This is a genomic window from bacterium (assembly GCA_016873475.1).
GTDB lineage: Bacteria > Krumholzibacteriota > Krumholzibacteriia > JACNKJ01 > JACNKJ01 > VGXI01.
On record VGXI01000096.1, the window covers coordinates 1 to 11,726 of the forward strand.

At 71.5% G+C, this 11,726-nt stretch carries 11 protein-coding genes; 9 read left to right on the top strand and 2 right to left on the bottom strand.

Annotated features, from left to right (window positions below):
• From FJ251_09060 to FJ251_09070, 3 genes are all read left to right on the top strand, one after another.
• Positions 1–1,087, top strand: a 1,087-nt coding sequence (locus FJ251_09060; protein ID MBM4117878.1) for a TonB-dependent receptor, incomplete at its 5' end; no start/stop codon positions are given.
• Positions 981–1,817, top strand: coding sequence for a thiamine diphosphokinase (locus tag FJ251_09065; protein ID MBM4117879.1), 837 nt, complete (start codon positions 981–983; stop codon positions 1,815–1,817). The genes FJ251_09060 and FJ251_09065, both read left to right, overlap by 107 nt.
• Positions 1,720–3,198 (top strand): sodium:solute symporter family protein, encoded by a 1,479-nt coding sequence (locus tag FJ251_09070; GenBank protein MBM4117880.1) that lies wholly within the window; start codon positions 1,720–1,722, stop codon positions 3,196–3,198. Before FJ251_09065 ends, FJ251_09070 begins: the two co-directional genes overlap by 98 nt.
• On the opposite strand, the gene FJ251_09075 is transcribed toward FJ251_09070, so the two are convergent.
• Both FJ251_09075 and FJ251_09080 read right to left on the bottom strand, forming a co-directional pair.
• Entirely contained in the window at positions 3,158–3,868 is a 711-nt protein-coding gene (locus FJ251_09075; GenBank protein ID MBM4117881.1) for a hypothetical protein, read from the bottom strand. The genes FJ251_09070 and FJ251_09075 overlap by 41 nt on opposite strands.
• A 66-nt stretch (positions 3,869–3,934) precedes the next feature.
• A complete protein-coding gene (locus FJ251_09080; GenBank protein ID MBM4117882.1) occupies positions 3,935–6,010 on the bottom strand; it encodes a M1 family metallopeptidase in 2,076 nt (691 codons plus the stop codon).
• A 201-nt stretch (positions 6,011–6,211) separates the two neighbouring features.
• Between FJ251_09080 and FJ251_09085 the strand changes: the two genes are divergently transcribed.
• The 6 genes from FJ251_09085 to FJ251_09110 all read left to right on the top strand — a co-directional run.
• Entirely contained in the window at positions 6,212–6,619 is a 408-nt protein-coding gene (locus FJ251_09085) for a transcriptional repressor (GenBank protein MBM4117883.1), read from the top strand.
• Positions 6,619–7,227, top strand: a complete 609-nt coding sequence (locus FJ251_09090) for a peroxiredoxin (protein ID MBM4117884.1) — start codon at positions 6,619–6,621, stop codon at positions 7,225–7,227. The genes FJ251_09085 and FJ251_09090 overlap by 1 nt, the downstream gene beginning before the upstream one ends.
• 109 nt (positions 7,228–7,336) lie before the next feature.
• Positions 7,337–8,122 carry a molybdate ABC transporter substrate-binding protein gene (gene modA, locus FJ251_09095; GenBank protein MBM4117885.1) on the top strand — a complete coding sequence of 262 codons (786 nt, stop codon included), beginning with the start codon at positions 7,337–7,339 and terminating at the stop codon, positions 8,120–8,122.
• Positions 8,123–8,276: 154 nt separating this feature from the next.
• A complete protein-coding gene (locus tag FJ251_09100) occupies positions 8,277–9,932 on the top strand; it encodes a phosphoenolpyruvate carboxykinase (ATP) (GenBank protein MBM4117886.1) in 1,656 nt (551 codons plus the stop codon).
• Positions 9,933–10,018: 86 nt separating this feature from the next.
• Positions 10,019–10,717: a hypothetical protein gene (locus FJ251_09105; GenBank protein ID MBM4117887.1), complete on the top strand. Its 699-nt coding sequence runs from the start codon at positions 10,019–10,021 to the stop codon at positions 10,715–10,717.
• Positions 10,718–10,843: 126 nt separating this feature from the next.
• Positions 10,844–11,726: M28 family peptidase (locus FJ251_09110; GenBank protein MBM4117888.1), on the top strand; the 883-nt coding region annotated here is incomplete at its 3' end.

The following is an 11,726-nucleotide window of genomic DNA, read 5'->3' on the forward strand; positions in this document are numbered from 1 at the left end:
CTACACGGGCGACAAGTCGGCCTGGTCGGTCTACGCGAACGAGCAGTTCGCGCTCGGCTGGGGTCTGAGCGCCCTCGTCGACCTCCACTTCCAGCACAAGCAGTACGACTTCTTCCAGCAGGCCACGGGCAACTTCCAGGGCGCCCTGCGCAACCGCTACCAGGTCGACTACGACTTCTTCAACCCGAAGGGCGGCCTCTTCTGGCAGGCGCCGGGGACGCCGCTGGGCGGCGAACTGGGGCTCTACGGCCACTTCGGCATCGCCCACCGCGAGCCGGCCGACAGCGAGCTCTTCGACACCTGGTCCGGGCCCGACGATCTCGGCGCGCAGCCCCTCTTCGGCACGGCGACGCCGATCTACGCCGGCGGCGAGCTGCAGTACGTCTACTGGACCGATCCCCGGGTGGAGGCCGAGTTCGTGCGCAACTACGAGGCCGGATTCACCTGGCGCGGCGCCTCGCTCTCGCTGGCCCTGAACGGCTACCTGATGGAGTTCCAGAACGAGGTCGTCGACTACGGGGCCCTCGACGCGGACGGCCAGGGCGTGCGCGGCAACGCCGACCAGACCCTGCACCGCGGCCTCGAGCTGGGCGCGACCGGCCTCCTCTCGGCCCTGCCCGCCCTCGCCGAGCTGCCGGGCACCCATCGGCTCGACGTCGCCTTCGCCCGCTCCTGGGACAAGTTCGAGCGTTTCTCCTTCTACGAGGCGGACGGCACGCGCCTGAACCTCTCCGGCAACCCGCTCGCCGGCGTGCCCGCTCACCTCGCCAGGATCGGCCTGGACTCGGACTGGGGGCCGCTCGCCAGCCGCTTCTCGCTGCGCAGCGCGGGCCGGCAGTACCTGGACGTGAGCGGCCGGGCCGAGCGCCGGATCGACGGCTACCGGGTGCTCGACATCGCCTTCGCGCTGCGGCCCGCCGCGCTCGGCCTTCCCTCCCTGGCCGGCAGCGAGATCGAGCTGAAGCTCTACAACGCGCTCGATGTCGAGTACGAGACCTGGGGCTACTACGACGGCTGGGGCGACGGGAACTACAAGGTGCCGGCGGCGAAGAGCCACTTCCTGCTGGGGGTGCGCTACGACTTCTGAGCCCTGGCATCCCGCCGGCCTCGCGCGCACGCTGTTTCCGAAGCAGGGCCGGCGGGCGGTCGTGCTCTGCGACGGCCCGCCGCCGCCCTACGCGGTGCTCGACCACTGGCTCGCCGAGGCGGACGTCTTCATCTGCGCCGATGCGGCCGGCCGCCCCTACGAGCGCCTGCCGCGCCTGCCCGACCTGATCATCGGCGACTTCGACGCCCTGCGCCGCGACGAGACCGCCCGGATCGCGGCCGACGAGTCCGGCGGCACGGTGGACGGCCTGCCGGCCCTCCACGTGGCCGAGCAGGAGAGCACGGACTCGGAGAAGGCCCTGCTCTGGGCGCTCAAGCGCTTCTTCGCCGAGGCCGTCCTCCTGGGCGCCACCGGCGCCCGCCTCGATCACAGCTTCTTCAACGTGTCGCTGGTCGAGCGCTTCGCCGACCGGATGAGCCTGTGCATCGCCGACGAGTTCAGCGTGACGATCCGCCTCGCGCCGCACTCCTTCACGCACTGGCCGCTGCCGGTCGGCACCGGCTTCTCGCTGATTCCCCTCGCCAGCCCGGTCAGCGACGTGAACCTGGCCGGCGCGGCCTACCCGCTCCACGACGCGCGCCTGGCGCCGGGCGGGCCGGCCACGGTGTCGAATCGCGTCGTCGCGCCGCCGCTCGGCGTGCGCGTGGGCCGCGGGTCCCTGCTGCTCAGCGTCTCGCTCCTGCGCGACCGCGACCGCCGCTGGAGCTGACGCCGTGACCGGCGCCGCCCTCGCCGTCTACGCACTCTTCCTCGCTTTCGTGGTGGGGCGCTACTTCCGGCCGCGCGTGGAGGACGAGAGCGACTACTTGCTCGCCGGGCGCACGCTCACCTTGCCCGCCTTCGTCGCCTCGACGGTCTCGAGCTGGTACGGCGGCGTGCTCGGGGTCGCCGAGTACAGCTACCGCTTCGGCCTTGCCAACTGGGTCGTCTTCGGCGTGCCCTACTACCTCTACGCGCTCGTCTTCGCGCTCTTCCTCGCGGGGCGGGCGCGGCGCTCGCCCGCGCTGACGATCCCCGACCAGCTGCGCGCGCGCTACGGGCCGGCGGTGGCGCTGACCGGCAGCGTCGTCCTCTTCGTGATGACGGCCCCCGCCGCCTACGTGCTCGCCCTCGGCGTCATCCTCGGCCAGCTCACGGGTCTGCCCTTGCTGCCCGCGCTGCTCGTCGGCGCCGCCCTCACGCTGATCGAGATCTACCGGGGCGGCATGCGCGGCGTGATCTTCACGGACAAGGTCCAGTTCGCGCTGATGTTCCTGGGCTTCGGGCTGCTCGTGCCGGCGGCGATGCAGCACTACGGCGGCCCGGGCTGGCTCGCCGCCCGGCTGCCGGCCGGCCACCTCAGCCTCACGGGCGGGCAGGGCCTGCAGGCGGTGCTCGTCTGGTACTTCATCGCGAGCGCCACGCTCGTCGAGCCGGTCTTCTACCAGCGCTGCTTCGCGGCGAAGGACGAGCGGACGGCGCGGCGCGGGTTGCTCGTCTCGATCGGCTTCTGGCTGCTCTTCGACTGCCTGACCACGTTGAGCGGCCTCTACGCGCGCGCTGCGCTGCCGGGCCTCGACGCGCCGGGCGGTCCCGGCGCCGGGGCGGCCTACTCGGCGCTGGCGAGTGAGGTGCTGCCGCCGGTCGCCCAGGCGCTCTTCACGGTGGGCCTGCTCGCCACGGTGATGAGCACGATCGACAGCTACGCCTTCGTGGCGGCCGTCACCTGCGGCCGGGACATCTGCTGGCGCCTTGCCGGCAGCCGCGGCAGCGCCACGCGCTACAGCCGCTTCGGCATGCTCGTGACAGCCGGCGCGAGCCTGGGACTCGCCCTCTGGCGGGAGTCGATCGTCGGCCTCTGGCATGACCTGGGCAGCATCGGCACGCCCGTGCTGCTCTTCCCGCTGGCGTTGAGCTTCCGCGCGTGCCCGCCCCGCGCCGGCTGGATCCTGGCGGCGATGCTCGCGGGCGGCGGGATCAGTCTCGCCTGGGTGATCGTCCAGGCCGCGACGGGCGGCTATCCCCTCGGCCTGCGCCCGATCTTTCCCGGCCTTGCCCTCAGCGGGCTGCTCAGCGCGATTGCCCTGCGGCGGGGAGCGCCGTCAGGTTGACGGCGCCCTGCTCCCAGTTCGCGGGGCGGCGCCAGAAGTCGAGGCTCTCGGCGAGGAAATCCTGCGCGGCGAGCGCGGCGGCGGCCGTGAGGGGATCGGGTTCGCCGGGGTGGGGCGACCACTGCGCATGGCCCTCGCGCAGCGCGAGCCAGGAGCCCGGCAGCTCGCTGCGGCCCCGGCTGCGGTAGCGGCGGAGCTCCAGGCCGCTGGGCTCCTCGGCGATGCGCAGGAGGAGCTGCAGCTCGCAGCTGCGCCGCTCCTGGCCGTCGGCCTCGGTCAGCAGGACGATCCGCTCGACGCTGACCAGGAGCCGCAGGGCCCGCCGGCGCGAGATCCCGCCCGTTTCGAAGCCGAAGTCCTGGAGCACGCGGGCGAGACTCTCGCGCAGGCGGGGGCCGGGATCCGCGTAGGGCAGCGGCCGCAGCGCCTCCTGGAGCGGCAGCGCGGGCGCGCGCAGCTCCCAGCGCAGGGGGCTGAAGCTGCCGAAGCGCTCCGCCGCCGGCAGCTCCACCTGATCGAAGCGCAGCGCCGGCAGGCGCTCGGCGCGCTCGAGGTACTCCAGGCGCAGCAGACTGAGCTGCTCCGGGTCGAGCCCGGGCGCGGAGGCCGGGCGACAGCCGAGGGCGGCCAGCAGCAGGCTGGCCGCCAGTGCGCGCGCGAGGGAGGGCATGCCCTGATTATCGCGCCCCAGGGGGGGCAGGGTCCAGCCCCGGCGAGGCCCCGCGCGCCGGCCGCGCTAGTCGCCGGCCGCGAGCGCACGCCGCAGCGGCCCGGCCGCCGGCTCCCAGTTGCCCTTGAGCTGGTTCTGTCCGCCCACGAAGGCCAGGTAGCTGTACTTGCCGTAGTGCGGCACCTTGCTCGCGATCGCCCGCAGCTCGCCCGGGCTGTCGGCGAGCACGGCTAGGTAGCCCCCGCCCGCCCCGCGCTTGCCCGCGTAGACGAGGGCGTGCTTGCCCGGCTCGAAGCGCTGGCCCTGGAAGACCGTGAAGAAGGGCGTGCGCTGGAGCCCGGGCGCCGGCTCGCCGATCGCCGCCGGCGGCGGCGCCGTCCCCAGCCAGACGACCGTGCGCGCCTGGGTCAGCGCCGCCTCGGCGCCCGCCGCCTCGAGCAGGCGCGGCTCGCCCTCGACGAAGGCGGCGGCGAACTCGCGCGCGGCGCCGGCCAGCTCGGGGCTGAGCCCGGGCTCGAGCAGGAAGAGCGGGTCCTCGTCGGCGAGGACGAGGCTGAGCGTCGCCTCCATCTCCTCGTCGTAGAGGCGCCGGAAGACGTGGCAGTCGGGATCGACCGCCAGGCTCGTGGGCGGCGAGGCGAGGCGGCGTTCGAAGGGCAGGCGCGCGGCGGCCGTCTGCACGGTGAAGTCCTCGGGGCCGGCGGCCGTCGTCACGCGCAGGGGCACGCTGAGGATGAGCGGGGCTCCCGTCTGCAGGAGTTCGCCGCGCAGGAGCCAGCCGGCGCCGTCCTTGACGACGGCGACCGCGCCCAGCGCGAGTTGGGCCGCGCCCGGCGCCTCGATCCACTGGCGGCGCTCGTCCTCCAGGGCGCCCGGCGCCAGCTGGCCCGCGGTCTCGATGGCGCGGAAGAAGTCCGCCCAGGTCGCGGCCTGCCACTGCTTCTCGGCGACGATCTGCCGCAGGGCAGCGCGGAAGGCCACCCGCCCGACGCGCTCCTCGAGCATGTGGTAGATGAACAGGCTCTTGCCGTAGCCGACCGCGCGCGTCGCCATGTCGTGGCGGCTGACGAACTCGCTGAGCGGGAAGTCGCGGCCGTCCCGGGTGTAGTGCGTGTAGTCCTTGAGCGTGGAGCGGCGGTACTGGCGCGCGGCCTCGGCCGACTCCTGCTCCTTGTAGAGGTAGTCGGCCGTGTAGCTGGTCAGCCCCTCGCACCAATTGCCGCCCTCGCCGACGAAGACCGAGTTGCCCCACCAGTTGTGCGCGATCTCGTGGCCGAGGCTGGTCGACTTGATGAAGGGCAGGCGCAGCACCTGCTGGCCGAGCAGCGTCCAGGAGGGCATGCCGTAGCCGGTGGGGAAGAAGTTCTCGACGACGGCGAACTTGGCGAAGGGATAGGGGCCGAGGAAGGACTCGTACAGATCGAGGTAGCCGGCGCAGGCCTCGAGATAGCCCGCGGCCAGGCTCGAGTCCTCGGGGAAGAAGTAGGTCTCGATCAGCGTGTCGCCATGGCTGAGCGCGTCCACCCGGAAGCGATTGGCGACGAGATCCAGGCCCTCGCTCGGGAAGGGCGCGTCCCAGCAGGTCTCGCGCCGGCCGGCGGCGCTGACGTCGCGAAGGCAGCGCCCCATGGCCAGGCTGCGCCAGCCCTCCGGCAGGACGACCGTCAGCCGGTGCTGGCTCGCGCCCGCGTCGACGAGCGGGTACCAACCGGCGCCGCCCGCGAGGTAGACGCCCGCCTCGCCCACCGTCGCCCGGATCTCGGCGCCGACGCGCTCACGGCTGAAGACCGTGCCGCTCACGTCCTGGAAGAGCTCGCCCGTCCAGCGGAGCCGCCACTCGGCGCTCGCTTCGCCGCCCCTGCGTTCGAGACGCCAGCGCCGGAGCCCCTCCCCGAGGCTGCTGTCCGCGGGCAGCTCGCTGAGCGCGAGCGCCGGATCGTCGGCGCGCGGCAGGAGCGCCTCGTGCAGGCCGAACTCGAGCCGGGCGACGGGGGCCGCCAGGCGGAGCGTGTCCACGGCGCTCAGGCGATGGCTGGCCGGATCGAGCTCGACGCGCAGGGCGTGGGCGAGCACGCTGGCCTGAGCGCCGGCGGAAAGGGGCAGGCAGGACAGGGCGAGGATCAGGGTGAGCGGGCGTCCCATGGGCAACCTCGATCGGCGAGTGGAATGGCAGCAAGCTAGCGCAGGCGGGCCGCCCGGGAAAGGCCGCAGGTCCGGCGGCAGGGGTGGTCACGGGGAAACGCAGAAGTGGCTCCTGTTACCAGGAATGATTCGCAAAATATCCCCTTGCTCCACCCGGATTCCCTGTTACTTTCTCGCTACTTCCAAGAATGGTTCCTGATTATGCGAAAGACCCAGCAGCGCCAGGCCATCCTCAGCTTCCTGAAGGGAACGCGGGAGCACCCGACCGCCGAGCAGACCCATGCGGCAGTGCGCCAGGATGTGCCCAGCATCAGCCTGGGAACCGTCTACCGCAACCTCGGCAAGCTCGTCGACGAGGGTCTCGTGCGCGCGCTGCCGGCCGGTCCGCAGGGACGGCGCTACGACGCAGTCCTGGAGCCGCACCACCACTTCTTCTGCATCCGCTGCGGCAAGGTGGAGGACGTCTACCCGGGCCTGCCCTCGACGGTGAAGGAGGCCATGATCCGGAGCGTCGATCGGGAAGTGAGCCAGTTCAGACTGCAGTTCTTCGGTCTCTGCGAGGACTGCGCGCAGCCAGCCAACCAGGAACGTGAGGTGAACAAGCGATGATGAGCGAGCCCAAGCTCCCCGTGCAGGTCGGCCAGCAGGCCCCGGACTTCAAGGCGGTGGCCGTGATGCCGGACAACACCTTCAAGGACGACTTCAAGCTGTCCGACTACCGCGGCAAGTACGTGGTGCTCTACTTCTATCCCCTGGACTTCACCTTCGTCTGCCCGACGGAGATCCTCGAGTTCAACCCCCAGCTCCCCAAGTTCAAGGCGAAGGGCGTCGAGCTGATCGGCGTCTCGATCGACAGCCAGTTCAGCCACTGGGCCTGGAAGAACACGCCCGTGGAGCAGGGCGGCATCGGCAACATCCAGTACCCGCTGGTCGCCGACCTCAACAAGACGGTCAGCCAGGATTACGGCGTCCTGCTGCCGGGCGGGGTCGCCCTGCGCGGCACCTTCCTCATCGACAAGGCCGGGGTCGTACAGCACGCGACGATCAACAACCTGGGCCTGGGCCGCAACATCGACGAGACCCTGCGCATGGTCGACGCGCTCCAGCACCTGGAGAAGTACGGCGAGGTCTGCCCCGCCGGCTGGACCGAGGGCGACGAGGCGATGAAGCCCACGTCCAAGGGCGTCGCCGACTACCTGACCAAGCACGGCAAGTAGACGCCGCATTGACCGCTCGCAGAGCCCGCCCGGCTGCTGCCGGGCGGGCTTTTCGTTGAATCCCGGCCGACGGCGGTCTAGGCTCGCCCTCCAGCGCTGGAGGGATCCGATGCCCCGCTCTCACCGCGCCGGCCTGGCGCTCCTCCTCACGTTCCTCGGCCTCGCCTGCGGGCGCCGCGAGCCCGAGCGCATCCACTTCTATGCCGCCGCCAGCGCGACCGACGCGGTGAGCGAGATCGCCACCGCCTGGGAGGCGGACGGCGGCAAGCCGCCGCTGCTGCCCGTCTTCGCGAGCAGTTCGACCCTCGCGCGCCAGATCCGCGACGGCGCCCCGGCCCAGCTCTTCCTCAGCGCGAGCGAGCAGTGGCTGGACTACCTCGTCCGCGAAACGGAGCGCGTGCGCTCGGACAGCCGGCTCGATCTCCTCTCCAATCAGCTCGTGCTCGTCGTGCCGCCGGGCAATCCCGCCGGCATCCAGAGCCCGGCCGACCTGACCAAGAAGATCGACGGCATCGCCATCGGCGATCCGGAGCAGGTGCCAGCGGGCATCTACGCGGTGGCCTGGCTGAAGGCGGCCGGCATCTGGCACCCGGTGAAGCGCGAGCTGCACCCCGCCAAGGACGTGCGCGCCGCGCTCGCTCACGTCGAGCAGGGCAAGGTCGACGCGGGCATCGTCTACCTCACGGACGCCAAGGTCGGCAACGTCGAGGTGGTGGCCCAGCTCGACGGTCGCCTGGCCCCGCCCATCCGCTATCCGCTCGCGCTCATCGAGCCCGCGGACGCGGACGCGGAGTTGGCGCCCGCCGCCCTCAGCTTCTACCGCTATCTGACCAGCCCGCGGGCCGCCGCGATCTTCCGCAAGCACGGCTTCATCACCTTGACGGACGGCCGGTGATCGCCGCCGCCTGACTGGCCTTGGCGCGCCCCCCGCCCGGACCGCGCCGCCGGCCCGGCCCTCTATTGACGCTCCCCGCACGAAGCTCTACTGTGGGTCCGAATTCCGGCGGCAGCGACGCCGGCGGGCAACGGGATCCTTCAAGGAGATGGCGATGACTTTCCAGGAGAAGCTGGCCGCTCTGCTGGCCAGCCGCGGCAAGGCTGTGCACGACAACCTTCCCCGCCCCGAGTTGATCCGCGCCGCCCTCGCGCACGGCGAGGCCGTCGCCGCCAAGTGCGGCGCCCTGGTCACCTGGACACCCCCGGAGTCCACCGGGCGCAGCCCGAAGGACACGGTCATGGTCCGCCGGCCCGAGAGCGAGAAGACGATCGACTGGAGCGCGGCGAACAACATCCCGCTCGCGCCGGAGACCATGGACATGGTGCTCGAGGACGCCCTCGCCGTCTTCGGGCGCCTGCCGCGGATCTACAAGATCGACCGCCTGGTCGGGGCCGATCCCGCCTACACGCTGCCCGTGCAGATGGTGAGCAGCCACGCCCTGCACGCGGTCTTCATCGACAACATGTTCCGGCCCTGGTCGGACGCCGAGGTGAAACGGAGCATCTTCAAGGACAAGCCCTTCACGCTCATCACGCTGCCTTACGAGAAGCTGGATCCCAAGCGCTACGCGGGTCGCCTGCGCGAGGACCCGCGTCTGGGCCACACCTCGACGATGGTCGTCGCCATGGACTTCGACCGCCGCCTCGGCGTCGTCTACGGCTCGGCCTACTGCGGCAGCAACAAGAAGCTCATCTTCACGGTGATGAACTACCTCCTGCCGCCGGCCGGGATTCTGCCCCTGCACTGCAGCGCCAACGAGGGGCCGGCCGGTGACAGCGCGCTGCTCCTCGGCCTCTCGGGCACGGGCAAGACCACCCTCTCCGCCGATGCCACGCGCGCTCTGCTCGGCGACGACGAGCACGGCTGGAGCGAGAGTGGCATCGCCAACTTCGAGTACGGCTGCTACGCGAAGCTGATCGACCTCGACCCGGCGAAGGAGCCGGAAATCTACAGGGCCTGCTTCCACGAAGCGAAGGTGGAGGAGCACGGTGCCGTCATCGAGAACACGATGATGTGGCCCGACGGCAGCTTCGACCTCTACGACGCCCGCCTCACTCCCAACAGCCGCGGCAGCTATCCGCTCCGCTACCTCAGCAACATCAAGCCCAGCTCGATGGCCGGGCATCCGAAGACGATCCTCTTCCTCACCGCCGACGCCAACGGCGTCATCCCGCCGGTGAGCAAGCTCACCCGCGAGCAGGCCATGCTCTGGTTCCTGATGGGCTACACGAGCAAGCTGGCCGGCACGGAGACGGGCATCGTCGATCCGGTGAGCACCTTCTCGCGCTTCTTCGGCGCCCCCTTCATGCCGCGCAACCCGGACGACTACGCGTCCATGCTGGGCCGCAAGCTCGATCAGTACGGCACGCGGGTCTACCTCATCAACACGGGCTGGTCGGGCGGGCCCTACGGCGAGGGACAGCGCATGGACATCAACCTCACCCGACGCATGGTCAACGCCGCGCTCGCGGGCGAACTCGACGACCTGGAGTACGACGCCGATCCGATCTTCAAGGTGCTGGTGCCCCGGAGTTGCCCCGGCGTGTCCGATCCCGCCATGCTGCACCCGGCCAACACCTGGAAGGACAAGGCGGCCTTCACGGCCCGCGCGCAGAAGCTCGCCGGCGAGTTCGCCGCCCAGTTCGACAAGGCCTACGGCGACAAGGGCATCGATCCCGCCGTCGCCGCGGCCTGCCCCGGCCGCTAGGGCCCCGTTGACGGGGGCGGCGGCCCCCGCTAGACTCGCGGCCGGCTTCCCTCCGGGAGCCGGCCGTTTTCACGCCGAGGTGGACCTTGCCGCGCCGGCCACTCCTGCTCCTTTGCCTGATCGCCATGGCCGGTCTCGCCGCGCCGCGCGGCGCTCGCGGCGAGAATGACGGCGCTCTGCTCGTGCCCCCGGATCCCCTGCGTTCGACCGTCGGCCTCGGCTTCGGCGTGCTCGCGCTCGCCGATGCCGAGTACGCGGACTTCTTCGACCGGAGCGAACTGAACACCTGGAGCCTGCGCTACGACTACCGCGTCTGGGGCCCTCTGCGCCTGGGCGCGGCGATCTGCGCGAGCGACAAGAGCGAGGTCCAGCGCGAGGTCTCCCTCGGCAGCGGCAACTACCCGGTGCGCTATCGCTTCACCGCCTTCACCGGGCTGGGCGAGCTGTTCGTGCGCAGTCAGCTGCCCCGTTTGGGTCGCCTCTATCCGCAGGCCAGCGCGGGCCTCCTGGTGAGCCGCATTCGCGCCGAGAGCAGCGGCTACAGCCAGGGCTACGAGGCCGGCTGGGAGGACTACCGGCCCATCAGCGAGCTGGTGCGCTACGGCCACGGCTGGCGAGCGGCGGTCGGCGCGCAGTGGCTCCTCTGGGCCAACGTGGCGCTCTTCGTCGAGGCCAGTCGGCAGGAACTCGACCGCTACGACGCGCCCAGCGACCGCGACCCGCCCGTGGGTAGCTTCAGCCACAGCGGCGAGCGCCTCGAAATCGGCCTCCTCCAGCGCTTCTAGGCTGGGGTCGCGCGCCACGCCTGGCGATCCCCGGCCGCACCTGTTACACTTGAAGCCTACCCTGCCCGACAGACCCCCGGGTATCGGGCGCTGCTCGCCGTTCGCGCCGCCAGCCAAGGAGTCCCCATGCGCAAGCGCCTCCTCGCCTGTCTCGCCCTGCTCTGCCTCACCGCGTCCCTCGCCAGCGCCGCCGGCACCGGCAGGCAGCTCGTCCGCATCGCCGGCGCCGGAGAGACGGGGCCAGCCCTGGTCGACCGCGAGGTCTTCCTCGTCGCCGAGCTGCCGGCCGCCGACGGCTATCTCGCCTTCGTCGACGCGGCCGAACTGGCCCAGCTCCGCGCCTGGGGCCGCGCGGTCGAGGTTCTCGACCCCAGCGACGACGGCTCGCGCGAGTACCTGATCGCCTACCGGCACGCGCCGGGCGCGGCGCACACCGCGCATCCGGACCCCGCCGGCGCCCGCGTGCTGCTCGACGCTGCGCAGTACCGGCTGCTCAGCGTGCCCGCCGGCGACCTCGCGCTCACGCCGAGCTGCCTGCCGGACATCCAGCGCGTCTTCCGCCGTCCGCTGCGCTTCGCGCGCAGCCCGTGGACCGAGGCCGCGCCGCTGCGCGACGTGGACCCGGTGATCACCGCCATGGTGGCGGGCGTCGTCCAGAGCGAGCTGCAGAGCCAGGTGCAGACCCTGCAGAACTTCGGCACGCGCCACTCGCAGTACGCCGGCGGCCTGAACGCCTCGCTCTGGATCCGCGACCAGTTCCTCAGCTACGGCTACACGGACGTCACCTTCCACAACTACAACAGCTGGAACGACAACGTGGTCTGCGTCAAGCCGGGCGCGGTCTACCCGGATCGCTACGTCGTGATCGGCGGCCACTACGACTCGACCAACTTCAGCGGCGACAGCTACGCGCCGGGCGCGGACGACAACGCCACCGGCACGGTGGGCGTCCTGCAGGCGGCGAAGGCCATGGCCGGCCGCGAGTTCGAGTACACGGCGATCTTCAAAA